The organism is Haloarcula salina (assembly GCF_010119195.1).
In the GTDB taxonomy this organism is placed as follows: Archaea; Halobacteriota; Halobacteria; order Halobacteriales; family Haloarculaceae; genus Haloarcula; species Haloarcula salina.
Genome location: NZ_WRXL01000001.1, coordinates 220483 through 247276 on the forward strand (window position 1 = coordinate 220483; position 26794 = coordinate 247276).

A 26794-nucleotide genomic window follows, 5' to 3' on the forward strand; every position below is an offset into this window, starting at 1 on the left:
CGGGTCGTCAGGCCAGTCCCTTCTCTCTCGCGCCCTCGCGGATGCCCTCGGCGCGCTTTCGCACCCGCGAGACGTAGCGCGTGACTTTCTCGCGCTTCACGCCGTAGAACGACGCGAGCCAGTAGTGGTCGATACCCGGCTGCGTGAGGAGGTACGCGACGAGCGTGTCGCGGCCGGCCTGGATGATGGTCGGCGGGACGCCGCGCTCGCCCGTGCCGGCCTCCTGGAAGCCGTTCACGTCGAAGTACACGTCAGCGTACAGCGTGGCCATTTCGGCGTCCTCGAAGGCGATGCCCTCGTGGTCGGGGGCCTCGAAGCGGTAGCGCGTTTCGCCGTCGGCGGTCGTCCGCTCGACCACGCGCACGCCGAGGATGTACTCGCGGTAGGTCGAACTGTCCGTCGCTGGGTCGGCGGTGTCTGATCGTGGCATGGGTCTGTGGATGAATCGCTACGGTCGTCGGGCGGTGCTGGCGGCGAACGCCGCCGCGGCGGCGAGCGCGGCGAGGACCAGCGCCATCGGGAGCGGTCCCTCGGCCGCGGTGGTGGACTGTGCGCCGGCGGCGTTCGCGGAACCGCCGTCTCCGTCACCCGCGGCGCTCCCCGACTCGGACGTAGACGCGTCGGCCGGCGAGGACGCCTCGTTCGCGGCGGCCGCCTCCGTCCCCGCGTCCCCGGTCACGGTGAGCGTCGTGGCCGTCGTCGCGGGCTCGACCGCCCCGCCGCCGTCCGCGTCGACCTGGCTCGATGCGACGGTCAGCCGCGTCTCGCCGCCGTCGACGCCGGCGAGTTCGACCGTCGCGAGCGTCACGTCGCTGGCACCGGGTTCGACCTGGCCGTCGAGGTCGGCCGCCTCCAGCGTGATCGCCCCGCCGTCCGAACTGACGACGGGGTCCGTCGTGAGTCCGAAGCTGTCGGGGTAGCTCGCGTTCTCGAACCGGGCGACAGCGGGGTCGTCGAGCGCGAGTTCGAGCTGGTAGCCGGCCAGGCCGTTCGGCGCGGTAGTGAGGACGACCGGCACGGCGGTGGTCTCGCCGGCGGCGATATCGTCGGTGGCGACGCTGATGGCCGGGTCGCTCTGCCCCGCAGCGAGCGCGGGGACCGTCCCCGCGAGGAGGACGAGCGCGACGAGCGCGAGGGAGGGGCCGGCTGTTCGGACGTGGCCGCGTATCGAAATCGGTCGGGATGTATCGTCGGTCATGGGTCGCTGTATCGAAAGATGAGGGGGGTTCGGCCGCGGCCGTCAGTTGACCTCTTCGTAGAGGGCCGTCACGTCCGCGAAGTCGAGCTTGCCGTTCTCGTTGAAGTCGTACGCGCCGATGTTCAGGCGGACGCTGTCGGCGTCCATGTTCGAGAACAGGACCTGGACGTCCTCGTAGTCGAGGCGGCCGTTGCCGTTGAGGTCCTCGAAGCGGCCGTCGCCGTCCGGGTCGGTCGGCGCGGCGTCACCGACGACCGTCTTCGGGCCGCCGACGACGAGTCCGTCGCGCGTCTCCGCCTCGATGGCGGTGCCGCTCTCGTCGTCCATCGCGTTCACCTCGACGGTGAGGTCGGTCGTGCCGCCGCCGTCGGCGCGCACGTCGAGCGTCGCGAGTTCCACGTCCATCGCGCCGGACTGGACGTTCGTGTCCACGTCAGCCACGCGGATCGTGGCGGACGAGCCGTCGTCGCTAATACTGCTCTCGGTGAGCCCCAGCGCGTCGGGGAAGGAGACGCCCGTGATCGACGCGATGTCGGGGTTCGAGACGCTGACGGTGAGGCGCGCGCCGGAGAAGCCGGCGGGGAGCGAGGACGCCGTCAGCGGGACGCTCCCGGTGGAGCCGCCGCCGACCGCGGCCGAGCCGAGGCCGACGATGACGTTCGGCTGGTAGACGTAGAGCCCGTCGTTCGGGTAGGACCGAGCGGGGCCGCCGAAGCCGTCCTCACAGCAGAGCACGCGGCCGTCTCGCATCGTGTAGACGTTGTCGATGTTCCGGAGGGCGTCGTTGGCGTCCTCCGGCGGGTCGGTGAAGTCGGGGCCGGTGATGACGGGTTCGAGCGTCGAGACGTTGTAGTCCGGTTCGAGCACGCCGCGGTAGACGACGCCGCCGTCGACCCGATCCATCTGAATGTCGCCCTCCTCGTCGGCGAGGGCATCGTTGAACTCGGAGATGCCGAAGTAGACGAAGTCGCCGGGCTGGGAGTCGTCCATGCTGTCGACGCCCTCGGCCTTGTTGAACTCGATGGACGCGCCGATCTCCTTTGCGGCCGCGCGGGTCTCCAGGAACGGGACGTGGCGGAGGTCCTCGTCGACGCCGTCGGGACCGTTGGACTCGTACTGGTCGGCCCACTCGACGATCTCCTCGTTTGCGACGTAGTTCTGGTTGCCGTTCTCGATGACCGTCAGGTCGGCCTGCTTGATCGTCTCCGCGGTCACCTCGTCGCCCTCCTCCCAGTCGGCGTGGGCGCTGAGGTAGTCGGCCTGCGTGACGTCGTCGTACTCGGCGATCCAGGACTCGACCTCGCCGTTGGTGGCGTGGCCGAGTTCGAGCCACTCGACGTCGAGCGGGGTCTGTGCGGGGGAGTTCCGACTGTCGGACTCGGCGGCGCTCGCCGCGTCGTTGGTGATCTTCGGGGCGTACAGCGTCCCGGCGACGTCCATCGGGTCGTCGTACTCCGGAATCGGCTCGTCGGCGACGAACTTGTAGATTCCCTTGCTGTCGCCGTCCGAACAGCCGTAGACGGTCCGCTGGTCGCCTTCGATGTCGGGGGCCTCCCAGGAGGCGCGCCCCATCACGTAGTACTTGACCGCTTCGGGTTCGTCAGCGGTCGGCTCCCGGAAGTCGACGAAGTACCCGTACCGATACGGGTTCGGGTACACGTCGTCGATTGGCGTCGTGGCGAGGTTCTCGCCGTCGCCCTGGTCGTCGCGCTCGGCACCGAGATAGTACGCGAGGAACTCGACGCCGGTCAGTGCCCAGTAACCCTGCGGGCCGAAGTTCGATTCGAGGTCGCCGTTCTCCGCGTAGGTCTCGATAGCGCCCGAGATTTCGCTGGGATTCGGTCGGTTCCAGAACTGACACCCGCCGATGAGTCCCTCACCCGAGCCCGCCTCAACGATGTCGCTGACAGTTGCCTTCAGACTGACGCGGGGATGTGCGTAGTTCTCCTCGGCGGAAATCATCGTCCCCCACGGACTGAGGTCCCCGTAACAGTTGATCCGCGTCCCGCCGTGTTCGCGGAGCGACTCGGTGTTGGTCAGGTTCATCGCGTTCTCGGTGTCTGCGCTCCACTCACCGTTCTCGGTCTGGCTGAGCGGGACCCGCGAGACGCATCCGGGGCTGTTCTCCCAGTTCGTGAACAGGTAGCCTTCTGTCCCCTCGTCGTTCGTTGGGACGAACTGATTGCAGTCGGGGTTCGTCGCCGCGCCACCGTACTGGGTGCCGGCGAAGTTCTCCTGGGTGATGTCCGTTCCGTCAGGCGTCTGGACCACGCCGAGGCGCTCCTCGCCGCCGTTGATCGGCTCGCGGCCCTGCACGAGGATCTCGTAGTTGCCGGCACCGGACCGGACCCGGCGCTGTTTCTCCTCGGTGTCGGGGATGCCGACCTCCGGGAAGTCGTCGTTGCTGCCGTCGAACTCGAACTGGAAGCCGCTGAAGTAGCCCACCGCGGCCCGTCCGAACGGCTCGGGGTTCTTCCCCTCGGGGTGCTGGAGGCTGTAGAGGAGCGACCCGTCCTCGAAGACGAACGGACCGGTCACCTCCGCGCCGAACGCCGTCGTCGAGAAGCGCTTGAGACTCCCCTTGACGCTCGGTGCCCCGGGCGTGTCCGATTCCTCGATTTCTTCCCCACTCGCCACACCGAAGACACTCGCTCCCAGCGCGGCCGCCGCCGACGTCGAGAGCAATTGCCGTCGTGTAAGATCGACCATGCAGGTGAGGGGGAGGAGTGTTCGTAAAAAGCAGTTTATAATACTGGTATGACAGGTCCGGGAGGCTACCCGAGACGACGTGCTCGCCTGTACCAATCGGCTAACGGACGTGTCACACAGGAGATCTATTTTGACGGGATGCGTACCACGTGCGGCCGGTGACAGACGGGCGCATACCACGTTGTTACGAGTCGGCTTCAGTTGGACTCGCGGCGCACCGGACCTGACGGTCCGGCAGTCGCCCCTCGGAGTCGACAGCGCGGGAGAACGGCGAACCGGCCTGCGTCGCGGCCGGTCGCGCGCTTACATCCCCATGTCGGCCGCCGCGCCGGGGACGGGGAGCGCGTTCGGCGACACGCCCAGCAGTTCCGCGGCGTGGTTGAGCGCCATGTCGAAGCCGTAGTAGCGTTCGAGTTCGTCGCCGTCGGCGGTCGGTCGGACCTTCAGCATCGCGTAGCCCTCGATGTTCTGGGCGATAGCGGCCGTTCCGGCGGCGCTCTCGAAGGTGAGGAGTCGCTCGCCGTCGGTCTCGCGATAGCGGGCCGTGATTCCGTCGGCGGAGGCCTCCGCGGCGGAGTCGGTGTCGGTCATCGACGGGCCTAGGGAGCGGGGGTATGCCAAGTTGACGGTCCCGCCGAAACCGAAACCGCGAAGCGAACGGGCCCACACGGGTGGGTATGGCGAAGTGGCTCCAGAGCGGCCGCCGGCGGGACATGTGCGTCCTCCTGGCCGCCGCCGAGGACGGCGAACTGGCCGGCCAGCGGCTCAAGACGCGACTGGAGAGCCGCTACGAGACGCGCATCGAGCCCAAGAGCTTCTACGGCGCGCTCGACGCGCTGGAGTCGGCCGGGTTCGTCGAGCACCGCGAGGACGGTATCGCCGACAAGTACTCGCTGACCGAGGCCGGCGAGCGGCGACTGCGCGAGCAGTTCGAGTGGATGCGCGGGGCGCTCGAAGACGGGGCCTGAAACGGGACGCGGTCTTCTCCCCTCGGGCGGGAGAGGACGATTTATGTTCGAACCGCGAGATGGGACCGGCATGTCCCTGTCCCGCACTGCCCTCGTGGCGGGGCTGGACGCCCTCCCGTTCGCGGCGCTCGCCAGCCTCGCAACAGTCGTGTTCGCCCGCGCCGGTGACCAGCCACCCGAATTCGTCGCGCCACTCGCTGGCGTCGTCGGCACGGCCGCGCTCCTCGGTCTCGGAACGATCAGCGCGAACCGGTACCGACAGACCGACACGCGGTTTTACTTCACGCGTGCCGTGGTCGTCGAGGGGCTCCTGTCGCTCCCCTAGTCGAACAGCTGGTCCGCGATGGTGTTCCGGAGGACCTCGCTGGTCCCCTCGTAGATCTCGTTGAGCTTGGCGTCGCGGTAGAACCGCTCCACCGGGAAGTCCTTGGTGTAGCCGTAGCCGCCGTGGATCTGGATGCCCTCGTTGGCGACCTCCCGGGAGACCTCGGAGGCGTACAGCTTGGCCTGTGCGGCCTCCTTGACGAAGGTCTCGCCGCGCATCTTCTTGTCCGCCGCCCGGTGCATCAGCAGGCGGGCGGCCTCGGTCTTGGTGTCCATGTCGGCGAGCTTGTGCTGGATGGCCTGGAAGTCGCTGATGGGGCGGTCGAACTGCTCGCGGTCCTGGGCGTAGCGCAGCGCCTCGTCCAGCGCGGCCTGCGCGATGCCGACGCCGCGGGCCGCGATGGTGATGCGGCCGCCGTTGAGCGTCTTGAGCGCGTGGACGAACCCGCGGCCCTCCTCGCCGAGAAGCCGGTCGGCCGGCAGTCGCATGTCGTCGAAGCGGAGTTCGGCCGTCGGACAGCCCTTGTCGCCGAGCTTGTGCTCCGTTCCCTCGACGTGGAAGCCCTCGTCCTCCTCGGGACGCACGACGAACGAGGAGATGCCCTTGTTGCCGGCCTCGGGATCGGTCTTGGCGAAGAGGACGACCGTGTCGGCGACGGAGCCGTTCGAGATCCAGAGCTTGCCGCCGTTGACGAGGTACGCGTCGCCGCCGTCGATCGGTTCGGCGGTGGTGTCCATCGCCGGCACGTCGCTGCCCGCACCGGCCTCCGAGAGGGCGAACGCGCCGATCTCGCTCCCCTCGGCGAGCGGGGTGAGATAGGTCTCCTTCTGGCCCTCGTCACCGAACTCGTAGACCATGTTACAGGCCAGCGAGATGTGCGCGGCGACGATGGTTCCGAGGCCGCCGCTCCCCCGAGAAATCTCTTCGAGCGCCATCGCGTAGCTGTGGTAGTCCAGCCCGGCCCCGCCGTAGGTCTCGGGAATCGGCATGCCCATCAGCCCCAGATCGGCCATCTCGTCGACGAGATCCCACGGGAACTCGTCGGTCTCGTCGATGTCGGCGGCGCGGGGGACGACCTCCTCGTCGACGAACTCCGCGACCATCTCCCGGATCTGGCGTTGCTCCTGCGTGGGACTGAAGTCCATGCCAGAACGTACCGAGGGCCGGTCCTTTACTGTTCGCCAACGGGTCACCCGTTGGCGGCACTCGTACTCACGTCGGGCGACCCGTGCGAAGCGCGTTCGCGCTCAGTTGTACTCGTAGAATCCCTTGCCCGACTTCTTCCCGAGGTCGCCCGCCGCGACCTTCCGCTTGAGGAGGTACGCCGGCTTGTAGCGCTCGCCGAGTTCCTCGTACAGCGTCTCGGAGGCGTCGAGCACCACGTCGAGTCCGATGTGGTCGGCGAGTTCGAGCGGCCCCATCGGGACGTTCGTCCCGAGCGTCAGGCCGCGGTCGATGTCGGCCTTGTCCGCGACGCCCTCGTCGTACGCGCGGACGCCCTCGTTGATCCACGGCATGAGGACGCGGTTGACGACGAAGCCCGGCTTGTCGTCGGCCTCCCAGGTCTCCTTGCCGATGTCGCGGGCGAACTCGTGGCCGAGCCTTACCGTCGACTGGTTCGTCTTCTCGCCGACGACGATCTCGACGCCCTTCATCACCGGGACCGGGTTCATGAAGTGCAGCCCCAGCACCTGGGCGGGGCGGTCGGTAGCGCTGGCGATGGTGGTGATCGACAGGGTGCTGGTGTTGCTCGCGAGCACCGCCTCGGGGCCACAGACCTCGTCGAGTTCCTCGAACACCGACCGCTTGATGTCCATGTCCTCGGTCACCGCCTCGACGACGAGGTCGGCGTCGGCGAGGTCCGCCATGGCCGTCGTCCCCGCGATTCGCTCCTGTGCCGCTTCGGCTTCCGACGCGGAGACCGTCCCGCGAGCGACGAGGTTGTCGAGGCTCGCCCCGATGTCCTCGAACCCCGCGGACACCAGGTCTTCTGACACGTCGCGCATGACCACGTCGTAGCCGGCGGTCGCCGAGACCTGCGCGATGCCGTTGCCCATCGTGCCGGCCCCGACGACGCCGACGGTGTCGACTGCTTCGAGGTGCATGAGCGGTAGTTCGACTCGTACTCGTGTAAGTCTGCCGACGGGACCGGCGACGGCCCGCGGACCGCCAGTGGAGCGACACCCGTGACATCAGATAGCGTACGTAGCGGCAATTGAGGAACGTAACGCTAGGATTCACTCGCTATGTAGTAAATGTCAGCAAAAAGATACTTATGGTGTGCCGGAGAAGCACGTCGTACTGGAACGAATCGCGGGTACCCCGCTCGCACCATGACTCGACCGGACTCCGGATCTCTCGGGTCCGACGGGTCGATTCCCGTATCTGACAAATGAGCAAGTCACTCAACACCTCGGCATCCGAGTCCGAGCAGACGGTCGCACAGGTCATCGACACCATCGCCGCGACGACGCCCGACGTTCGCCACGCGATCGCCGAGTACCGCGGCCAGAGCAACTCCGTCAACCCCAGCGGCGACGATCAGTTGGCCGCCGACCTCCGCGCCGACGAACTGTTCGAACAGCGCGTCCTCGACATCGACGGCGTCGCCACGTACGCGAGCGAGGAGCGCGCCGAAGTCGAGACCACGGACGGCCGCCTACACGTCGCCATGGACCCGCTCGACGGGTCGAGCAACCTCGAACCCAACAGCGGGATGGGGACGATCTTCGGCGTGTACAGCGAGCGCCCCCCGACGGCCGGGACCAATCTGCTGGCGTCCGGGTTCGTCATCTACGGGCCGATCACCTCGATGGTCGTCGCCCGGGGCGGTCAGGTCCGCGAGTACATCCTCGAAGACGGCGACAAGCGACTCGTCGACGACGACGTGACGCTCCCCGAGGAGCCGACCGTCTTCGGCTTCGGCGGCGGCGTCGACTCCTGGACCGAGGACTTCGAGTCCGTCGCCGAGGAGATCCGCTACGAACTGAAGCTTCGCTACGGCGGCGCGATGGTCGCCGACATCAATCAGGTGCTCACCTACGGCGGCGTGTTCTCCTACCCGAAGCTGCAGTCTCGGCCCGAAGGAAAGCTCCGACACCAGTTCGAGGGGCACCCGATGGCGTACATCGTCGAGTCCGCCGGCGGGCGCTCCTCCGACGGCGAGCGGTCGCTACTGGAGACCGCGCCGGACGAACTGCACTCGCGGACGCCGCTGTACCTCGGCAACGCCGACCTCATCGAACGGGTCGAATCGAACGTCAACTGACCGGCGCACGGTCAGCGGTCGCGAAGTGATCGGAGAGAACTGTTCGCTGCTCGGTCCGCGCTCGCTGTCGTTACGCGATAGTGGTCGCCGCCGCGATGAACGACCATCGGGTTCCGGACGCTGTCTCGCGCTGCTTGTTCGCCGCTTTCGTCTCGTTTCGTGGGTGATTCCAGTTCATCGCCCGATCGTACGCACCGGACGCCAAAAAGTGTTCGTATAGTGATTATTATTGATGAGAGTCAATCACGCCCCTCGGTACTGTGTGACGTTCCGAGAGCCACAGTGAGTATCGTTCCCATTCAGAAACGTCACTATTCTAACTACACTACTGGAGCGATCAGTGCCGCGGTGTCCCCGGGTCCGAAGTCGCGGGCAGCCGAACGGCAGGACGATCGTCGGACCGACCTCAGTACCCGAGATAGATCGCGAGCGCCTTCAGCACGCCGTAGACCGTGAGGACCAGTCCGACGAGCGCACCGAGGACCGTCCCGACGAGGCCGTCGGGCCACAGCGAGAGCGGGTTCGGGAGCGACGGCAGGGACGGAATCGGGAGGCCGCCGCCGCTGTCGCCGGTCACCGTGGCGACCGGTCGCCCGTCGACGGTCAGCTCGCCCGTCGCGTTCCCGGACACGTCGGGAACGAACGCCGTCGTCCGCGTCTCGCTCGGGGGGACTGTTACCGTCCGGCTCGTCACGATGGAGCCGTTCACCGCGACGAGGACGCGGTGGTCGCCGGTCGCCGTTCCTCGGTTCCGCAGTGCCACGGTGAGCACGACCCGCTCGCCGGGCGCGACCGTCGTCGGGTCGGCCGAGGCGTTCGTCACGGCGATCTCCGGTTCGCCCGTCTCGCGTGGCTGTGACGACTCGTCGGCGGTCGGCGCGTCGGCCGCGGCTTCCGGGGTCGACTCGGGCGGCTGCGCCTCGTCGGTCGCCGTGTCGTTCGCGACGCCGACGACGAACGTCGACAGTCCCGGTGACCGGGCGCGATAGACGACCTGCGACGGACCGCGGCTGGCGACGGTCGTCTCCAGTTCGGTCCAGTCGCCCTGCCGCCGGAAGAGCGCGACGCTGGCCGGCGTTCCGCCGGCCGCGTCGATAGCGGTCCGGTCGACGGCGAACGTGAACGTCACGTCCTCGGCGATGGCGTCGTGGTCCACGTCGAACCGCCCCACGCCGCGGCTGTCGGTCGACGCGCCGAACGACGCAGGGGCCGGCCCGGCGCGGACGGCCACTCGCACCGACTCGTTGGCCGGGAACGATCCCACGAGGCGCTCCAGCGTGACGTTCTCGTCATCGACGAGCGGTCCGTCGGCCGCTTCGACGCGCTGTGGTCGTCCGGTGGCGTTGATCCGCGCCGTCGCGGCGGTCGCGTTCGGTCGGGTGACGGTGACGTTGCCACCCCCGCCGCCCGTCACCGTGACGACCCGGGTCACCGAGGCCGTGTTCCCCATCGGGTCGGACACGCGCGCTTCGACCTCGTGGGTCCCCGGCGTGGCGAAGGCGACGGCGATTCGCTCGCCGGTGAGAATCGTCCCGCTGCCCAGATACCACCGGACGGAGTCGATCCCGTTGTCGTCGGTCGAGTTCGCCGCCGAGAAGTTCACCGACTCGCCGACCGTCGCGTTCGTCGGGCCCTCGACGGTGACGGTCGGCGCGGTCCCGTCGTAGCGGAACGTCCGCTGGCGTCCGAACCTGTTCTCGTTGCCGTTTCGATCGACGGCGCTCATCAGGAGCAGCGAGTACTGGCCCTCGACCGGGAACGTGTACCGGCGGGTGTAGGTCGCCGTCGTTCCGACCCGCTCGGAGAACCCCGAGACGTTGAGCGTGTCGAGCTCCGCGCCGCCGACGGAGATCGTCAGCGCGCTGATCGGTTCGTGCATCTCGACGACGATCTCGGCCGTCGAATTACTGACCCGCCGCACCTCGAAGGACTTGTACTTCGGAACGACCGAGTCCATCCCCGTCACGGTCACGTCCTCGTCCGGGAGTTCGTTGCCCGCCTCGTCGGTGATGCTGGCCGTGTCACTCAGGCTTACAGTGACGTTGTCCACGTCCACCTTCCGTTCGAGCAGCAGCGAGACGCGCGCTCCGGTCCTGTTCGCGCCGGACGCGTTGACCGACGCGACGCTCACGTTGGCAACTCGTCCGGCGGTCAGAGAGAAATCCCCCGCGTCGATGGTCCCCGTATCGAGCGTGCCGCTGTCGTACAGGTAGACGTCGATGGTGGTCGCGTTCCCCCGGGTGGCGTTGCCCCACTCGGGCGGGTCCTCGTCGGCGGCGGCCGCGGGCCCCGCGACCATCCCGGCGAGCACCGGGAGCGCGAGGAGCGCGACGAGTACCGGGAGCCACCGGGCGCGCCCGCCCGACGGCGGCGCGGTCCGGGGACGGGGACCCAGAGAATACATCGGCCAACCCTACCCCGGCCTCCGACATGAATGGTCCCCCGTCATTACGAGACGTGATAATCGGTCGGGGCAACAACTGTGGTCCTCGGGGACGTTGGCCACGGTATGAAGGTCCACATCGCGGCCGAGGCGAGCCACGACGAGGCGTCGGCCATCGCGGCCGCCGTCGCCGAGCACACGGGTCGAACCGTGGAAGTGTTCGTCGGCGACGCGGAGACGCCGACGATCGTCCGCGAGGTGACGGCTGACAGGGACGGCGGGGGCGCGAACAGGGACGCGGGCGTCGATACAGACGGCCGCGGACCGACCGAGCGCGAGGAGGGCCTCCGCGAGGAGATCGCCGACATCGAGTGCGGCGGCCCGCAGAAGTACCGCGAGCGCCTCGCCGACCAGGGCAAGCTGTTCGTCCGCGACCGACTCAAGCTGTGGTTCGGCGAGGAGGGCCTGGACTTCGAGGACGGCCGCTTCGCCAACTTCGACCATTGGCACCCGAGCGCTCCAGAAGGGTCCGACGACGACGGCGACAGACTGCCTGCGGACGGCCTCGTCACCGGCGCGGGGACGTTCGAGGGGCGGAAGGTCCACGTCGCCGCCAACGACTTCACCGTCAAGGCCGGATCGATCGCCAGCCGCGGCGTCGAGAAGTTCCTCCGCCTCCAGCAGCGCGCGCTGAAGAGCGGGCGGCCGCTGCTCTACCTCGTCGACTCCTCCGGCGGGCGGATCGACGAGCAACGCGGCTTCTTCGCCAACCGCGAGGGCATCGGGAAGTTCTACTACAACCACTCGCTGCTCTCGGGCGCGGTCCCGCAGATCTGCGTGCTCTACGGCCCCTGCATCGCCGGCGCAGCCTACACGCCGGTGTTCGCCGACTTCACCGTCATGGTCCGGGGAATGAGCGCGCTCGCCATCGCGTCGCCGCGGATGGTCGAGATGGTCACCGGCGAGGACATCGACCTCGAAACGCTCGGCGGACCCGACCTGCACGCCCGGCACTCCGGGAGCGCCGACCTCGTCGCCGACGACGAGGAGCACGCCCGGGACCTCGTCGCGCAACTCATCACGTATCTGCCCGACAGCGCCGACGAGAAGCCCCCGCGGACCGAGGGGGTCGCGCCCGCCGCCGACCCCGCGGGCCTCGACGCCGTCATCCCCTCGGAGCCGAACAAGGGCTACGACATGCACCGGGTCATCGAGCGCCTGGTGGACGCCGGCTCGTTCTTCGAACTCCAGGCGCAGTACGGTCCAGAGATCTTGACCGGGTTCGCCCGCGTCGACGGCCGCCCGGTCGGCGTCGTCGCGAACCAGCCGAGCCAGCGCGCCGGGGCCATTTTCCCGGACTCGGCCCGCAAGGCCGCCGGCTTCGTCTGGACCTGTGACGCCTACGACATCCCGCTGCTGTACCTCTGTGACACGCCGGGGTTCATGGCCGGTTCTTCCGTCGAGAAGGAGGGAATCCTCGAAGCCGGCAAGCGCATGATCTACGCCACCTCGCAGGCCACCGTCCCGAAGCAGTGCGTCGTCGTCCGCAAGGCCTACGGCGCGGGCATCTACGCCATGTCGGGCCCGGCCTACGACCCCGAGGCGACCCTGGCGCTCCCGGGCAGTGAAATCGCCATCATGGGACCGGAGGCCGCGATCAACGCGGTGTACGCGAACAAACTCGACGCGATAGAGGACCCCGAGGAACGCGCCGAGCGCGAGCGGGAACTCCGGGAGGCCTACCGGGAGGATATCGACGTCCACCGGATGGCCAGCGAGGTCGTCGTCGACGAGATTCTCCCGCCGAGCGACCTGCGCGCCGAACTCGCCGCGCGCTTCGATCTCTACGAGGACGTGGAGAAGGACCGTCCCGACAAGAAACACGGCACGATCCTCTGAGTGCCGAACCGGCGCGCGACGAGCGGAGTAGACGGGGACTACCACGAGAGTTTCGCCGCGTAGTCGCCGAGTAGTTAACATCGCGTCCGAGGATTTCTGGCGTAGACCACGTGGGGGCGTGGTCAGGGTGAACTGTGTTCGAAACCGACCGGACGGCTCCGACAGGAGCCATCGAGCGGTGGTGTAGCGTCCTGCTCGACGAGCTCGCCGCCGTCGAGCGAGAACTGTGGCTGGTGCTCGCGGTGACGCTGGCCATCGACGTGTGGCTGACGCACGTCGGCCTCCAGCACGGCTTCCACGAGGCCAACCCGGTGATGCGCGTCGCGATCGAGACGTTCGGCATCGCCGTCCTCGCGCTGACGAAGGTCGCCGTGCTGTGCGTGGGCGGGCTGGTCCGGCGGGCGCTGAGCGACCCGGGGGGCGTCGTCGTCCCGCTGGGGCTCACGCTCCCGTCCATCGGGGCCGTGCTGGTCAACGCGACCCTGTTAGCGGCGGGCTAACCGGGAACGGGGGTCAGTCCTCCGTCGGGGCCCGCTCGACGAGCGCGGTCCGCTCGAACGTACAGACGAGCGTGTCGTCCTGTTTGTACGCGTCGACCTGCATCGTGACGACGCCGCGCTCCTCGTCGCTGGTCAGGTGCTTTTCGAGGACTGTCGTCTCGGCGCGGATCGTGTCGCCGTGGACGACCGGCGCGGGGTGTTCGACCGCGTCGTAGGAGAGGTTCGCGACGATGGTCCCGTCCGTGGTGTCCGGGATGGTGAGTCCCACCGCGAGCGACATCGTGTAGAGCCCGTTGACCAGGCGCTCGCCGAACTGCGTCTCGGCGGCGAACTCGGCGTCGAGGTGGAGCGGCTGTTGGTTCATCGTCAGGTCACAGAAGCGCTGATTGTCGCTCTCGCTGACGGTCCGGCGCTTCTCGTGGGCGATGCTCTCGCCCGGGGTGAACGCCTCGTAGTACTTGCCGGCCATACGCAAACTCTGGGAGCGGGTACGGTTTAGCCGTGGGGGACTGCCCACCACGCCATCATTTACCACGGGGGCGGGCGTAGCGGGGGTATGCCCCGGAGAAGTGTGTTGTTCTCCCCCGGCGACGACGCGGCGAAGTTGCGGAAGGCGCTCGATAGCGACGCCGACGTGGTCGTCTACGACCTCGAGGACGCCGTGGCACCCGGTGCGAAGCCGGCCGCCCGGCGAACCGTCCGAGAAGTGCTCGACGACGTGCTGCCGGCCGACCGCGAGGTGTGCGTCCGCGTCAATCCGGTCGGCTCGGGGGCCGGCGCGGACCTCGACGTCGTCCTCGACGGCCCGTCGCCCGACAGCGTGATGCTCCCCAAGACCAGCGCGGCGGCGGACGTGCGGAAACTGCGGTCGATGCTCCGGGCGCGCGGCGCGGACCGCCCCGTCCTGGCGCTCGTCGAGTCCGCGGCCGGCGTCCTCCGCGCGGAGGAGATCGCGGCGGTCGACGCGACAGACGCGCTCGTGTTCGGCGCGGAGGATCTCGCGGGCGACATCGGCGCGACCCGGACGCCCACCGGGTCGGAGGTGTCCCACGCCCGCCAGCACGTGGTCCTCGCGGCGCGCGCGGCCGGCGTCTCACCCATCGACACGCCGTACCTCGACTTCTCCGACGCGGACGGGCTCCGCGACGAGACGCGGACGGCGATCGGTCTGGGATACGACGGCAAACTGGCGATCCACCCAGCGCAGGTCCCGGTCATCAACGGGGCGTTCGCGCCGGACGCGGACGAGGTCGCGTGGGCCGAGCGGGTCCTGGACGCGCGGGACGAGGCGGACGGCGGCGTGTTCGTCGTCGACGGCGAGATGGTCGACGCGCCGCTGGTGACGCAGGCCGAGCGGATCCTGGCGCGGGCGGGTGTCGACCGTGAGTGAGCAGTAGGTGCCGTCGAAGGAACCGCGAACGCGGCGCGTTTCCATGGACGGCGGTACGTTTTTCCCACTCGTCGCAGTCACGTACGGTATGTCATCCGAGGTAAACCCGTTCGAGAGCCTCCAGGAGCAGATCGACGACGCGGCGGACTACCTCGAATACTCGACTGACGTGCTGGAGCGACTGAAACACCCCGAACGGGTGCTCGAAACGAACCTCTCGGTGAAGATGGACGACGGCTCGCTCGAAGTGTTCCGGGCCTACCGCTCGCAGTTCAACGGCGACCGCGGTCCCTACAAGGGCGGTATCCGCTACCACCCGCAGGTCTCTCGCGACGAGGTCAAGGCCCTCTCCGGCTGGATGGTGTACAAGTGCGCCGCCGTGAACATCCCCTACGGCGGCGGCAAGGGCGGCATCGAGATCGACCCGCGGGAGTACTCCGCCGACGAGATGGAGCGCATCACACGGTCGTTCGCGAAGGAGCTCCGCCCGATCATCGGCGAGGACCGCGACATCCCCGCGCCCGACGTGAACACCGGCCAGCGGGAGATGAACTGGATCAAGGACACCTTCGAGACGCTGGAGAACACGACCGAACCGGGCGTCATCACCGGGAAAGCGCCGGAGTCCGGCGGCAGCGCGGGCCGCGTCGAGGCGACGGGTCGCTCGGTGATGCTCACCGCGCGCGAGGCGTTCGACTACCTCGGAAAGGACATCGAGGACGCGACCGTGGCCGTCCAGGGCTACGGCAACGCCGGGTCCGTCGCGGCGAAGCTCATCGAGGACCTCGGCGCGAACATCGTCGCCGCCTCCGACTCCTCAGGCGCGGTGTACAACCCCGACGGGTTCGACGCCCGCGAGGCGAAGGACCACAAGCGCGAGACGGGATCGCTGTCGGGCTACGACGGCGCGACCGAGGAACTGTCGAACGAAGACCTGCTGACGATGGACGTGGACCTGCTCGTGCCGGCGGCGCTCGAAAACGCCATCGACGGCGACCTCGCGGCCGACGTGCAGGCGGACATGATCGTCGAGGCGGCGAACGGGCCGCTGACGCCGAACGCCGACGACGTGCTGAAAGATCGCGACGTGGCGGTGTTCCCGGACATCCTCGCCAACGCCGGCGGCGTCACGGTGTCGTACTTCGAGTGGGTCCAGAACCGCCAGCGGTTCTACTGGTCCGAGGAGCGCGTCAACGACGAACTGGAGACGATCATCACGAACGCCTTCGAGGACCTGGTCGAGTCCTACGAGAACACCGGCGCGCCGAACTTCCGGACGGCGATGTACGTCGTCGCCATCCGTCGGGTCGTCTCGGCCGCCGAGGAAGGCGGAATCTGGCCCTGACCCAGCGGTCTCTCGACGCGCTCAGCGTGCGAGACGAGACCGCCGCGACCGCGGGTGTTTTGCCGGCGCTGTCCCTAACGAGCGCATGGACACCTACGAGCGACAGGTCCGCGTCGCCGCGCCCCTCTCTGAGGTCTGGGACTTCCACGCGACGGGCGACGGACTCGTCGCGCTGACCCCCGACTGGATGAACATCCGCATCGAGGAGCAGCGCGGCCCGGACGGCGAGTCCGACCCGGACGAACTGACCGCCGGGTCTGTCGTCGTCTCCTCCATCAGGCCGTTCGGCGTCGGACCCCGACAGCGCTGGGTCTCTGACATCGTCGAGCGCCGGGAGGGAGACGGCGAGGCGATGTTCCGCGACGAGATGCGGGAGGGGCCGTTCCCCCACTGGGTCCACACCCACACCTTCCGCGCGGACGGCGACGACGGAACCATCGTCCACGACCGCGTCGAGTACGAACTCCCCGGCGGGCCGCTGGGCCGGGCCGTCGGCCCGTTCGGGCTGATAGGGTTCGAACCGATGTTCCGCTACCGGCACCGAAAGACGAAGGAACTGCTGGAATAAGCGTTCGGGACCGCCGACGCGACGGAGCGGTCCGGCGCGACCGTCGCCCCGTCAGAGCGGTCCGGGCCCGTTGTGGCCACCGCCCCGACTATGGTCTCCGGTGGCTCTTTAGCCCCGTGTCGGATACTGCCCCTCAATGACTGAGGGACGGGCGGCCGACGAACGGTCAATCTGGTCGAGCTGGCCACGCGGCCACTGCGGAGACCGCGGGCGGGACGACGGAGCGCGATGGGCGTGAGCGAACCGCGCGTCGACCCGCGACTCGCGCTCGCCGTCGCCGTGCTGGCGGTCAGCACCAGCGCCATCCTCGTGCGCTGGAGCGACGCGGCGGCCTCCGTCGCCGCGTTCTACCGGGTGCTGCTGACGACCGCGATGCTGGCTCCGCTGGCGCTCGGTCGCCACCGCTCGGCGTTCGCCGGCCTCTCCCGGCGGGACGTGCTGGCCGCCGGGGCGACGGGCGTCGCGCTCGCGGTCCACTTCGCGGCGTGGTTCGAGAGCCTCGCGTGGACGAGCGTCGCGGCGTCGGTGACGCTGGTCCAGTGCCAGCCGCTGTTCGTCGCCGTCGGCGCGTGGGCCCTCCTCGACGAGCGCGTGACGCGGGGGACGACGGCGGGCATCCTCGTCGCCGTCGGCGGCATCGCGGTGATGTCCGTCGGCGAACTCCTCGGCGGCGGCGCGGTCGGCCCGCGCCCGCTGTACGGGAACGCGCTGGCGCTCGTGGGCGGCGTGATGGCCGCCGGCTACGTGCTGGCCGGACGCTCGCTCCGCCAGCGCTTTCCGCTCATTCCGTACGTCACCGTCGTCTACGCCGTCTCCGCGGCGTGTCTGCTCGCGTTCGTCGTCGCGTCGGGCCACCCCGTGACCGGCTACCCGCCCCGCGAGTGGGCGCTCTTTCTCGCGATGGCCGTCGGGCCCGGCGTGCTCGGCCACACCATCCTCAACTGGGCGCTGGCCCACGTCGAGTCGAGTATGGTCAGCGTCTCGCTGCTGGGCGAGCCGGTCGGGAGCGCGCTGCTGGCACTGGTGTTGCTCGCTGAGATCCCCGGCTGGTCGACGCTTACCGGCGGAGTGGTCGTCCTCGCCGGCATCGGCGTCGTCGCCCGGAGCCGGTCGGTCGCGGAGGCGACGCCGGACTGAGCGAGTCGTCGTCCCGAGCGGCTACCGGGCGCGCTTCTCGACCGCGCCGCGGATGGAAGCCGCGTCGAAGTCGTGATCCGGCCGGAGGTTCACGAAGTCCAGGAACTCCTCGGCGGCCAGCAGTTCCGCGGGATCGTAGTGGCGCGCGGCGGCCGCGACGGCCACCGGCGCGCCGACGAGCGGTTCCAGCGCACCGAGCGCGCAGGCCAGGTCGTACGCCCGCGCGTCGGCGATCGCGCCCTCGCGGACGCTGGTCGCGTCGATGAAGTACAGGTCGCCGTCCGCGACGAGGACGTTCTCACAGCGGAAGTCGCCGTGGGCGAGCCCGTCCTCGTGCATCCGATGGAGGAAGTCGAACACCGCCGGGGCGTGGCTCTCGATAGCCGCGGGCGGCAGGTCGTCCAGCGTCTCGAACGCCCGCAGGTAGCCCAGCACGAGCACACCCAGCCCCTCGTACTCGAAGGCCTCGACGGGCTCCGGGGCGTTGACGCCGATCTCGCGCATCCGCCGGGTGGCCGCCAGTTCGTGCGTCGCCATCTCCTGAGGCGTCTCGAAGTGCTCGAAGAAGCCCTCCGTCCCGGAGGAGAACGCGCCGATGTTCCGGCCGGCGGTCAGCAGCGAGTGGACCAGCGAGTTCTGCTGGGTGATCACCTTCACGAACCACCGGTCGTTGACGACCATCGGCGTCGACAGCCAGTTGTTGGCCTCCAGAAACGTGACGCGGGCGGCGGGCTCGTCGTACCGGTCGACGACTGCCAGCGCTACGCCCTCGAGCTGGTCCCACGGGACCGTCCCGCGTAGCAGTCGCCGGAACGCCATTCACCTGAGGGACGGCGCGGACGGGCAAATGGCTTGCGCCCGCCCCCATGGTATTAGTTCGCACAGCCCCAACGCGGGGCATGGAGTTCGCCATCCCGGACGAGCACCGGATGATCCGCGATTCGGTCCGCGAGTTCTGCGAGAACGAGATCCAGCCCGTCGCCCAGGAGATCGAGGACGAGCACCGCTTCCCCGCGGAGCTGTTCGACGAACTGGGCGAGCTCGACGTGATGGGCGTCCCGATCAGCGAGGCGTGGGGCGGGCTCGGCGGCGACACGCTGATGTACGCCCTCGTCGCCGAGGAGCTCGGTCGGGTCTCGGGGAGCGTCGGCCTCTCGTACGTCGCCCACACCTCGCTCGGGAGCAAGCCGATCGAGCTCTTCGGGACGGACGCCCAGAAGGAGCGCTGGCTCCGACCGCTGGCCACCGGCGAGCACCTCGGCGGCTGGGCGCTCACCGAGCCCGGAAGCGGGAGCGACGCCAGCGACATGGAGACGACGGCAGAGCGCGACGGCGACACGTACGTGCTGAACGGGACCAAGCAGTTCATCACGAACGCCTCCGTCGCCGGCTCCGTGCTCGTCAAGGCCGTCACCGACCCCGAGGCCGGCTACGACGGCATCTCGACGTTCATCGTCTCGCCCGAGGACGACGGCTGGGCGGTGACGACCGAGTGGGAGAAGATGGGGCTGAACGCCTCACCGACCTGCGAACTGCAGTTCGACGACTGCCGGCTCCCCGCGGACCGCCTGCTGGGCGAGGAGGGCGACGGCTGGGACCAGACGCTGAAGACGCTCGACGGCGGCCGCATCTCCATCGCCGCGCTCTCGACCGGCCTCGCACAGGGCGCGTTCGAGGCCGCGAAGTCCTACGCCACGGAGCGCGAGCAGTTCGACCGCCCCATCTCGAAGTTCGACGCGATCCGCGACAAGCTCGTCGAGATGGACCGCAAGATCGAGCGCGCCCGGCTGTTGACCCACAAGGCCGCGACGCTGTACGACGAGGGCGAGGACGTGACGCGCATGTCGTCGCTGGCGAAACTGGACGCCAGCGAGATCTGCCGAGAGGTCGCCGAGGACGCGGTCCAGGTGCTCGGCGGCTACGGCTACACGACGGACTTCGCTCCCCAGCGGTTCTACCGGGACGCCAAGCTCATGGAGATCGGCGAGGGGACCAGCGAGATACAGCGGATGGTGCTCGGGCGCGAGCTCGGGCTGTGAGCGGCGGCGAGCGGTCGGTAGCCGATCAGATCGTCGGCCGCGGCCCGACGGCGGGTCACACCGAGTCGTCGACGGCGGCCTCGCTCCCGTTCGGCACGATGGTGACTGGCACGTCGGCGTCGGCGACGACGGCGAACGCCGTGTCGCCCTCGCGGAGTCGCGCGAGCCAGCCCTTCGACGCGTGGCCCATGACGATGTGGGAGATGTCGACGTCCGCCGCCAGGTCCACGAGCTCCTGTCCGATCCGGCTTCCCGGCCGCGCACCGCTGTGGCTGACGTGTTCGAGCGCGACGGTCGCGACGACGTTCGCGTCGGCGACCCGCTCTCTGGTGGCGTCGCGGACGCGCTTGGCCTCGGCGTCCGCCGTCTCGGCGTCGACGAGGTGGACGACGTAGAGGTCCTGTTCGAGTCCCTTCGCCAGGGCCACCGCAACGTCGAGGACCGCGTCCTGGACGGTGTCTTCCGCGACGGCCACGAGGATCGTCATACGTCCGCACACGACACGGGCCGACAAAGAGATTACCCCACCACCGGCGAGGGTCGATGGCTACTGGGTCGCCTTCAGATTGTGGACTGGCCGAAGATGTTCAGCGATCTCGACAGTTTCCGTGATGTTATCGAGTATTTTCGAGGCGTTTTTGTATGCCGCTGGGGCCTCGTCAATCGGGATGTGTTCAGTGTACACGTTTTCCATGCTCTCTTCCACCTCTCTTTCGGTTAAAGTCTCGTGAGCATCGCGCCGTCCCATCCGGCGACCAGCGCCGTGGGGAGCGGTCTGATGCCATTCCGCGTTACCCTGCCCGCGGGCGATTACCGATCCCTCCGCCATGTTGAACGGAATGAGTAGACGCTGACCCTCGCGGGCGGGCGTCGCGCCTTTGCGAATCGTGAGATCAGTGAAGTCGACCAGATTGTGAACGCTCTGGAAGCGCTCGACGGGGTCGATTCCCAGCGCGTCGCAGACGGCGTCGCTCATCAGCTCGCGGTTCCAGCGGGCGTACTGCTGGGCGAACAGCATGTCGACCAGATAGCCGTGGGCCTCCCGCCCCTCAAGCCAGTCAAGGTCGGTGTTCCGGTCTTCGTCGTCGTCGCTGTGGATCGCGTCCTGTACCTGCCCGAGCGCGTCGAAGGCGTTCTCGATCTCCGAGCCGTCGAGGTCGCTCCGCAGGCGCTCTTTTCGAATGAAGGACTCGCCCATGCCACCGGTGACCCAGGCGTAGAGGTCGCGGGACTCGACGGTGTCGGGGTCGAACTTCAGGTACTCGACGTATTCTTCGGGGAGTTGCTCGCGGATGTCGCCGATGGTCCGGCGGTCCGTGGCCGTCGACTGCCAGTACTCGGCGACGGACTTCCCGAGGTACCGAGAGCCGCTGTGAATCACGAGCCAGTAGTCCCCCGACTCGCGCCCGCAGCCGAACTCAACGAAGTGGTTCCCGCCGCCGAGCGTCCCCGCGCTCCTGATCACGTACCCCATCCCCTGTCGCTGGTCGGCCAGCACGCGGTCACAGAGGGCCTCGAAGTAGTCCCCGTCGTAGCCGTCGAAGTCGAACTCCAGGGGGTCGACGCGCTGGCCGAATCGCTCGGCGTAGGCGTCGTCGAACCGCTCGAAGACGCGGTTCGCGCGCTCGAAGGGGAACTCCTCGACGAGGTGGACGGCGTCGTCGTAGTCGTGGACCGACCGCCCCATCGGCACGGCCTCGCGGACGCGGCGCTCGCGCTCCGCGTCTCCGAGCGGCAGTTCGGGGCCGAGGTTCGTCGCCGCCATCCCACAGCCCACGTCGACGCCGACGATGTTCGGGACGACGCGGTCGCCGAGCGGCATCGTGAAGCCGATGGGCGCGCCCGCACCCCAGTGCGTGTCCGGCATGATGCGGACCGGCTCGGTGAACGCCGGGTGGTCGATGAGCGTCTCGATCTGCTCCAGACACCCCGCTTCGACCAGCGACTCGTCGTCGACCATCACTCGCGCCGTCGTGTGTTCACCCGTCAGTTCGAGTACCATCCTTGTCGTAGGATAGTCGCATCCGCGGCTTGTACTTCACGGTGGCCCGTCACCGGCTGTCATCCTCGCTCCGGGTTCCGGTAGGGGGCTCGGTCGTCGGCCCGTTGACGGCGTAAAAAACCCCAGCCGAACAGGGTCGTCACGCCCGGTTCGAAAATTCACACTTCTCAGGGCCTGAGACCCGTTTTCATCCGCTGGGAACGCGCTCCCGTTTATATGCTCCCTGCCCGCTCAGGTACACATGTGAGGTAACACAGATGTCCTATCAAGCGGCGAACCCCCTGGCAGACGAGTTCGAGCTAGAGCTCGGCGGGGCGTGGACCGCGTACTGGCTGGCGTTCCTGCGTGTCGTGACCGGCTGGTGGTTCTTCCACGCGGGTGTGACGAAACTGATCGAGAACGGCCTGGCCTACGGGTACGGGCCGGCCTATCTCCAGCAGATGACCGGGACGGCGCTCGGTCCGCTCCCCGTCTGGATGGGCGCGAACCTCGGCTGGCTCATCGAGGCGATGGTCCCGCTCGGGGAGACGCTCATCGGCCTGGGACTGATGGTCGGCGCGCTGGTCAGGCTGGCCTCCGTGTTCGGGGCCTTCTTCATGGCCCTGTTCTGGGTCGGCAACGCGGGCTTCGGCCACGGCGTGGTCAACGGGGACTTCATGGGTCTCCTGCTGTTCGTGACGATGATCGTGCTGGCGACCGGTCGCTACTACGGCCTCGACGCCATCATCGAGAAGACCCGGTTCGTCCAGCGCCACCCGCGCCTGAAATACCTGCTCGGCTAACGAGGTGAGAGACAATGCAACAACACACCGACATCATCGACAAGGCGGCGATGGCACTCAGCGGCGGGCTGATGCTGCTGGGCATCGTCGGCCTCGGCATCGTGGAAGTACTCGCGGGACAGCCGTACGGCGCGGCCCCCCTGACCAACGACGCGGGCGAGATCATCGCAACCCCGATGGTCGACCCCACCATCCGAACGGGGCTCGTCCTCGCCGGACTGGTCGTGCTGCTGGTCTACGGCCTCTACCGGCTCGCGACGCCGGTCGAGGAGGCCGACGCCGCGACCGGTCACGAGACGATGGCCGACTGACCCGTGACGGCGACGACCGGCTCCTGACTTCCCCCGCTCTGTTGTGACCGCGTAGCGACGGCACTGGTATCGACGGTCAGGTTCTTCTCTCCGCGCGTCGTCTGCCGTGGTATGCTCGACGCAGGTGACCCCGCACCGGATTTCGACCTGGAGGGGACTGCCGGTGGACAGTCGGGGGCCTACCGGCTCTCGGTCGCCGCCAGCCAGGCCCCCGTCGTCGTGGCGTTTTACACGGGGGACTTCGAGCCGCGCTGTCGGCGGTACCTGACCGCGCTCCGGGACACCGACTGGGGATCGCTGGCCGACGCCGTCGCCGTGCTCGGCGTCGCGCCGGGCGACCTCGAAACACACCGTGAGTTCGCGGCCGACCTGGGACTCCCGTTTCCGCTGCTGGTCGACCACGCCGGTATCGACGCGCAGTTCGGCGTCCAGCGGCCCGACGGGAGCACACGCCGGACCGCGTTCCTCGTGGACGAGCGCTGTCGCGTGCGGTTCGCGTGGGCCGACGACGGGTCGGGGGACGCGCCGGACCTCGGCCCGGTGCTCGACGCCGTCAGCGCGCTGTGATTAGCGCTCCCACTCGGCGGCGAGCAGGCCGTAGACGACTACGTCCTCGTATCGCCCGTCCCGGTACCAGTGGTCGCGGAGGACCCCCTCCTGCTCGAACCCCGCCGTATCGAGGACGCACCGGGACCTCTCGTTCCCCGCGACGGCCTTCGCGTGGACCCGGTTGAGGTTCCGCTCGGAAAAGGCGTACCCGAGAAGCGCCTCGACGGCGTCGGTGGCGTAGCCGTTGCCCCACGCGTCCGGCGCGAAGAAGTACCCGACTTCGGCGTGGCGCGACTGCGCGGCGAGGCTTCCGAGCCCGACCGTCCCGACGGGACCCTCCTCGATACAGACGAGGAGGTGGACGCCGTCGGCGTCGGTGCCGGTGGCGGACTCGACCCACTCGCGCTGGGCCTGCTCCGTCGTCGGTTTCGACACGGCCAGTCCGCGGCGGACCTGCGGATCGTTTCGGAGTCGCTGGAGGAACGTGACGTCGTGGTCTTCGACGGTGTGGAGCGTGACCTGTTCGCCACGGAGGAAGACGGGACCAGGCATGCCGAACACTCCGCATGGGTGACAGAAGAGCGTTCCCGTACCCAGAGACGTGTTAGCACCCGTCAATATAGGGATCGAGAACGACACGCCAAAGTCGGCCCGGCCCCGTCGAGGGGTATGGGCACCCCGCTGGACTCCCGCGAGGAACAGGCGGCCGAAGTCGTCGACAGACTGCACGAGGAGTACCCCGACTCGACCATCTCGCTGACCTACGGCGACCGGCTGGAACTGCTCGTCGCCGTCGTCCTCTCGGCCCAATGCACCGACGAGCGCGTCAACGAGGTCACCGCGGACCTCTTCGAGACGTACCAGTCCGCCGCGGACTACGCGGCGGCGAGCGAGGAGCAACTGGCCGAGGACATCTACGGCATCACGTTCCACAACAACAAGGGCGGCTACCTGAAGGGCATCGGTGAGATCCTCGTGGAGGAACACGACGGCGAGGTTCCCGACACGATGTCGGAACTGACCGACCTCCCCGGCGTCGGCCGCAAGACGGCCAACGTCGTCCTCCAGCACGGTCACGACATCGTCGAGGGCATCGTCGTCGACACCCACGTCCAGCGGCTGTCGCGGCGACTCGGCCTGACCGAGGAAGAGCGCCCCGAGGCTATCGAGGACGACCTCCTCGACGTGGTTCCCGAGGACGAGTGGCAGCAGTTCACGCACCTGCTCATCGACCACGGGCGAGCGATCTGTGGCGCGCGCTCGGCCGATTGCGGAGCCTGCGTCCTCGCGGACATCTGCCCCTCGGAGCAGGGTGACGGCGCCGTCGACCTCGCCAGCGGCGAGGCGTGGTAGCCCGGCTACTGGTAGGCCCCATCGGCCCGCCGACACGCGACGCGCTCAGTCCTCGTCGTCGGCCCGAGCGGTGAGTACCGGCACGTCCGACGTTCTGACGACTTTCTCCGCGATGCTCCCGAGCAGGTAGCGCTCGACGCCCGTCCGCCCATGGGTCCCCATGACGATGAGGTCGATGTCGTGTTCCGCGACGTAGTCGAGGATGGCGGAGTGCGGGTCGCCGCCAGCGACCGCGGTGACGGTCTCGACGTCGCCGGCGGCGCTCGCCGCCTCGTCGACGAGTCCGGTCGCGCGCTCCGCGATAGCGTCCGCGATGTCGTGCTCCTCGCCGACCATCCCCGGTTCGATGGCGTCGTGCTCCGTCGCGATCATGCCGGTCGTCCCCTCGTCGTGGCCCTCGGCGGTCATCCCGATGTGGGGCGAGGACGTGTCCACGACCGTCAGAACGTGGAGCGTCGCGCCGTAGGTGTCGGCGAGGTCCCGCGCGTGTTCGAGCGCCGCCGAAGCGCCGTCGCTGCCGTCGGTCGGAAAGAGGATGTCGTCGTACATCTGAACCACGGCCAAACAGTCGTCCCATTGATACTTAAAGCGTCACACTGCCCGAGCACCGTCCGATCAGGCCACGTATCGGAGTCCGTACCTGACCACGCCGACGAGGTACGCGAGGATCCAGAAGACGACGTAGCCGAACACGCCGATTCGGAGCCGCGACCGCCAGTGGCCCATCGTTTCGCCGCCGATCTCGTCGAGCAGCACGTCCTCGTCGTAGTCGTTGTACAGGTCGTGCTGGCGCTTCGCTCGGAAGATGCGAACGATGCCCGTTCCGCCGAACGCGAGCAGAGCGTACGCCTGCAGACCGAGATACGCGTGGACGGCCGAGAGGCCGCCGAGCTGGTCGGGCAGGCGTGGCAGCATCCACAGCAGCATCGGGACGGTCGTCAGGACCAGCCCGGTCGTGACGAACTTCAGGTGGTGAACGAGCACGTCCCACGTCACGGGCTCGGTCTCGATGATGTAGTAGGCCCCGTAGAGAAAGCAGGGCAGGCTGAGCGTCACCGACACCAACACGACCGTGGCCACGAGGCCGTCCGACACCATACCCGACCTAGGGACAGTGCTCGCTAAAGCGTGCCGAATGTCAGAAGCTGTAAGGCGACGGGGCCCGTACACGTCGGCAATGGCCGACCCGGACTCGACGGCGTCGTCGGACGACGAGCGCGGGACCGCTCCCGAGGAGGCGATCTCCGCCGAAACGGCACCCGGCGAGGGCGCGACCGAGGACGCCGACCTCGACACCGAGGAACTCCGGAAGCAGGTCGAAGAGAAGTACGACTTCGACGACTTCGGGCCGGCGGACATGGCCGAGATGACCGCCGAGGAGTGGGACGTGGCCTTCGACGAGGAGACCTGGATCACCGGCGACGACCTGCTGGACCGAGTGGCCCAGGACCTGCGGTCGCGCGTCGCGAATCGCGACGTGTTCGCTCGCATCGAGCGCCACCGGGACCCCCCGCGAGTGCTCGCGTACTCCGACGAGGGATACGCCATCGTGTACCCCGACGGCAGCCTCGAAGGCGAGGGGACCGTCATGCGGGACGTGAAGCCGACAGTGGCGCTGTGCTCGATGGACTCCTACGACGTGCCCGAGAACGTCCCCGACCGGCCGCTCCCCGAGCCAGAGGCGGTCCCGGAGGGCGGCGGCGAACTCGGTAACCGGATGCTCCAGGCCGTCGCGGGCGTGCAGTTGCTCGCCGGACTCGCGCTGCTCGGGAGCGGCGTCCTCGCGGCGACCGGGATCATCGGAAACGCCGGGACCAGTATCGCGTTGCTCATCGTGGCCGGACTGGCGTTCGTCGGCGTCTCGCTCGTCCTCTTTTTCACGGTCGCGAACGCGCGGCTCTCGGACACGTTCAGAGCCGAGGAGTACCGCGACAGACTCCGAGCGATCGGGCTCGAAGACGGGGAGCGCCCCGACTTCGTTCCGGAGCTAGACCCTCAGAATACGGGGGAACAGACCGACCGCGAAGACGCCGACGAAGCCGGTGGATGACGGTCCCTGCGGGCGGTA

The 26794-nt window shown here is 68.5% G+C and carries 29 protein-coding genes; 15 read left to right on the plus strand and 14 right to left on the minus strand.

All coding sequences use genetic code 11. The annotated features are described in order from the left end of the window. Nucleotides 1–7: 7 nt before the first annotated feature. From GM656_RS01215 to GM656_RS01230, 4 genes are all read right to left on the minus strand, one after another. Complete coding sequence (locus GM656_RS01215) at nucleotides 8–430, minus strand: hypothetical protein (protein WP_162411825.1); 423 nt, start codon at nucleotides 428–430, stop codon at nucleotides 8–10. A gap of 18 nt (nucleotides 431–448) precedes the next feature. Continuing rightward, nucleotides 449–1198 carry a cell surface protein gene (locus GM656_RS01220; protein ID WP_162411826.1) on the minus strand — a complete coding sequence of 250 codons (750 nt, stop codon included), beginning with the start codon at nucleotides 1196–1198 and terminating at the stop codon, nucleotides 449–451. A gap of 42 nt (nucleotides 1199–1240) precedes the next feature. Continuing rightward, nucleotides 1241–3907 carry an alkaline phosphatase PhoX gene (locus tag GM656_RS01225; protein ID WP_162411827.1) on the minus strand — a complete coding sequence of 889 codons (2667 nt, stop codon included), beginning with the start codon at nucleotides 3905–3907 and terminating at the stop codon, nucleotides 1241–1243. Between the two features lie 303 nt (nucleotides 3908–4210). Next, nucleotides 4211–4498 (minus strand): DUF7111 family protein, encoded by a 288-nt coding sequence (locus tag GM656_RS01230; RefSeq protein ID WP_162411828.1) that lies wholly within the window; start codon nucleotides 4496–4498, stop codon nucleotides 4211–4213. Nucleotides 4499–4584: 86 nt separating this feature from the next. Between GM656_RS01230 and GM656_RS01235 the strand changes: the two genes are divergently transcribed. Next, entirely contained in the window at nucleotides 4585–4875 is a 291-nt protein-coding gene (locus GM656_RS01235) for a PadR family transcriptional regulator (RefSeq protein WP_162411829.1), read from the plus strand. Between the two features lie 70 nt (nucleotides 4876–4945). Next, nucleotides 4946–5200 (plus strand): hypothetical protein, encoded by a 255-nt coding sequence (locus GM656_RS01240; RefSeq protein ID WP_162411830.1) that lies wholly within the window; start codon nucleotides 4946–4948, stop codon nucleotides 5198–5200. On the opposite strand, the gene GM656_RS01245 is transcribed toward GM656_RS01240, so the two are convergent. Both GM656_RS01245 and GM656_RS01250 read right to left on the minus strand, forming a co-directional pair. Continuing rightward, nucleotides 5197–6345, minus strand: coding sequence for an acyl-CoA dehydrogenase (locus GM656_RS01245; protein WP_162411831.1), 1149 nt, complete (start codon nucleotides 6343–6345; stop codon nucleotides 5197–5199). The genes GM656_RS01240 and GM656_RS01245 overlap by 4 nt on opposite strands. A 102-nt stretch (nucleotides 6346–6447) precedes the next feature. Continuing rightward, the gene (locus GM656_RS01250; RefSeq protein WP_162411832.1) at nucleotides 6448–7305 is read right to left on the minus strand and encodes a 3-hydroxyacyl-CoA dehydrogenase family protein; all 858 of its coding nucleotides are present in this window, start codon (nucleotides 7303–7305) and stop codon (nucleotides 6448–6450) included. A gap of 287 nt (nucleotides 7306–7592) precedes the next feature. On the opposite strand from GM656_RS01250, the gene GM656_RS01255 reads away from it, so the two are divergent. Next, a complete protein-coding gene (locus GM656_RS01255; RefSeq protein WP_162411833.1) occupies nucleotides 7593–8468 on the plus strand; it encodes a class 1 fructose-bisphosphatase in 876 nt (291 codons plus the stop codon). Between the two features lie 406 nt (nucleotides 8469–8874). On the opposite strand, the gene GM656_RS01260 is transcribed toward GM656_RS01255, so the two are convergent. Then, on the minus strand, nucleotides 8875–10872 hold the full coding sequence (locus GM656_RS01260) for a PKD domain-containing protein (protein ID WP_162411834.1): 1998 nt from the start codon (nucleotides 10870–10872) through the stop codon (nucleotides 8875–8877). Between the two features lie 105 nt (nucleotides 10873–10977). Here GM656_RS01260 and GM656_RS01265 point away from each other — a divergent pair, with 105 nt between their 5' ends. Both GM656_RS01265 and GM656_RS01270 read left to right on the plus strand, forming a co-directional pair. Further along, nucleotides 10978–12750, plus strand: coding sequence for an acyl-CoA carboxylase subunit beta (locus GM656_RS01265; RefSeq protein ID WP_162411835.1), 1773 nt, complete (start codon nucleotides 10978–10980; stop codon nucleotides 12748–12750). A 134-nt stretch (nucleotides 12751–12884) separates the two neighbouring features. Further along, a complete protein-coding gene (locus tag GM656_RS01270; RefSeq protein WP_162411836.1) occupies nucleotides 12885–13250 on the plus strand; it encodes a DUF5658 family protein in 366 nt (121 codons plus the stop codon). A 13-nt stretch (nucleotides 13251–13263) separates the two neighbouring features. On the opposite strand, the gene GM656_RS01275 is transcribed toward GM656_RS01270, so the two are convergent. Continuing rightward, complete coding sequence (locus GM656_RS01275; protein ID WP_162411837.1) at nucleotides 13264–13719, minus strand: MaoC family dehydratase; 456 nt, start codon at nucleotides 13717–13719, stop codon at nucleotides 13264–13266. Between the two features lie 87 nt (nucleotides 13720–13806). On the opposite strand from GM656_RS01275, the gene GM656_RS01280 reads away from it, so the two are divergent. The 4 genes from GM656_RS01280 (at nucleotide 13807) to GM656_RS01295 (ending at nucleotide 17690) form a co-directional block, all read left to right on the plus strand. Continuing rightward, on the plus strand, nucleotides 13807–14640 hold the full coding sequence (locus GM656_RS01280) for an HpcH/HpaI aldolase/citrate lyase family protein (protein ID WP_162411838.1): 834 nt from the start codon (nucleotides 13807–13809) through the stop codon (nucleotides 14638–14640). An 88-nt stretch (nucleotides 14641–14728) separates the two neighbouring features. Beyond that, entirely contained in the window at nucleotides 14729–15985 is a 1257-nt protein-coding gene (locus GM656_RS01285) for a Glu/Leu/Phe/Val family dehydrogenase (protein WP_162411839.1), read from the plus strand. An 85-nt stretch (nucleotides 15986–16070) separates the two neighbouring features. Next, nucleotides 16071–16553: an SRPBCC family protein gene (locus GM656_RS01290; RefSeq protein WP_162411840.1), complete on the plus strand. Its 483-nt coding sequence runs from the start codon at nucleotides 16071–16073 to the stop codon at nucleotides 16551–16553. A 228-nt stretch (nucleotides 16554–16781) separates the two neighbouring features. Further along, nucleotides 16782–17690, plus strand: coding sequence for a DMT family transporter (locus GM656_RS01295; protein ID WP_162411841.1), 909 nt, complete (start codon nucleotides 16782–16784; stop codon nucleotides 17688–17690). A gap of 21 nt (nucleotides 17691–17711) precedes the next feature. Here GM656_RS01295 and GM656_RS01300 read toward each other — a convergent pair whose 3' ends face one another. Further along, nucleotides 17712–18509, minus strand: coding sequence for an RIO1 family regulatory kinase/ATPase domain-containing protein (locus GM656_RS01300; RefSeq protein WP_162411842.1), 798 nt, complete (start codon nucleotides 18507–18509; stop codon nucleotides 17712–17714). Between the two features lie 80 nt (nucleotides 18510–18589). Between GM656_RS01300 and GM656_RS01305 the strand changes: the two genes are divergently transcribed. Next, the gene (locus tag GM656_RS01305) at nucleotides 18590–19729 is read left to right on the plus strand and encodes an acyl-CoA dehydrogenase family protein (protein WP_162411843.1); all 1140 of its coding nucleotides are present in this window, start codon (nucleotides 18590–18592) and stop codon (nucleotides 19727–19729) included. A 55-nt stretch (nucleotides 19730–19784) separates the two neighbouring features. Here the strand turns inward: GM656_RS01305 and GM656_RS01310 are convergent, their stop codons facing one another. Then, nucleotides 19785–20216 (minus strand): universal stress protein, encoded by a 432-nt coding sequence (locus GM656_RS01310; RefSeq protein ID WP_162411844.1) that lies wholly within the window; start codon nucleotides 20214–20216, stop codon nucleotides 19785–19787. A 60-nt stretch (nucleotides 20217–20276) separates the two neighbouring features. After that, on the minus strand, nucleotides 20277–21731 hold the full coding sequence (locus tag GM656_RS01315) for an RtcB family protein (protein ID WP_162411845.1): 1455 nt from the start codon (nucleotides 21729–21731) through the stop codon (nucleotides 20277–20279). 257 nt (nucleotides 21732–21988) lie between these two features. Here GM656_RS01315 and GM656_RS01320 point away from each other — a divergent pair, with 257 nt between their 5' ends. The 3 genes from GM656_RS01320 (at nucleotide 21989) to GM656_RS01330 (ending at nucleotide 23391) form a co-directional block, all read left to right on the plus strand. Continuing rightward, nucleotides 21989–22513 (plus strand): DoxX family protein, encoded by a 525-nt coding sequence (locus GM656_RS01320; protein ID WP_162411846.1) that lies wholly within the window; start codon nucleotides 21989–21991, stop codon nucleotides 22511–22513. Between the two features lie 14 nt (nucleotides 22514–22527). Continuing rightward, nucleotides 22528–22824, plus strand: coding sequence for a hypothetical protein (locus GM656_RS01325; protein ID WP_162411847.1), 297 nt, complete (start codon nucleotides 22528–22530; stop codon nucleotides 22822–22824). A gap of 111 nt (nucleotides 22825–22935) precedes the next feature. After that, entirely contained in the window at nucleotides 22936–23391 is a 456-nt protein-coding gene (locus GM656_RS01330) for a peroxiredoxin family protein (protein WP_162411848.1), read from the plus strand. On the opposite strand, the gene GM656_RS01335 is transcribed toward GM656_RS01330, so the two are convergent. Further along, entirely contained in the window at nucleotides 23392–23925 is a 534-nt protein-coding gene (locus GM656_RS01335; protein WP_162411849.1) for a GNAT family N-acetyltransferase, read from the minus strand. A 117-nt stretch (nucleotides 23926–24042) separates the two neighbouring features. Here GM656_RS01335 and nth point away from each other — a divergent pair, with 117 nt between their 5' ends. After that, a complete protein-coding gene (nth, locus tag GM656_RS01340; protein ID WP_162411850.1) occupies nucleotides 24043–24726 on the plus strand; it encodes an endonuclease III in 684 nt (227 codons plus the stop codon). A gap of 45 nt (nucleotides 24727–24771) precedes the next feature. Here the strand turns inward: nth and GM656_RS01345 are convergent, their stop codons facing one another. Both GM656_RS01345 and GM656_RS01350 read right to left on the minus strand, forming a co-directional pair. Continuing rightward, nucleotides 24772–25275 (minus strand): universal stress protein, encoded by a 504-nt coding sequence (locus GM656_RS01345; RefSeq protein WP_162412531.1) that lies wholly within the window; start codon nucleotides 25273–25275, stop codon nucleotides 24772–24774. A gap of 66 nt (nucleotides 25276–25341) precedes the next feature. Further along, complete coding sequence (locus GM656_RS01350) at nucleotides 25342–25824, minus strand: DUF7321 family protein (RefSeq protein WP_162411851.1); 483 nt, start codon at nucleotides 25822–25824, stop codon at nucleotides 25342–25344. A 79-nt stretch (nucleotides 25825–25903) separates the two neighbouring features. Here GM656_RS01350 and GM656_RS01355 point away from each other — a divergent pair, with 79 nt between their 5' ends. After that, entirely contained in the window at nucleotides 25904–26776 is an 873-nt protein-coding gene (locus GM656_RS01355) for a DUF7319 domain-containing protein (RefSeq protein WP_162411852.1), read from the plus strand. Nucleotides 26777–26794: the final 18 nt, after the last annotated feature.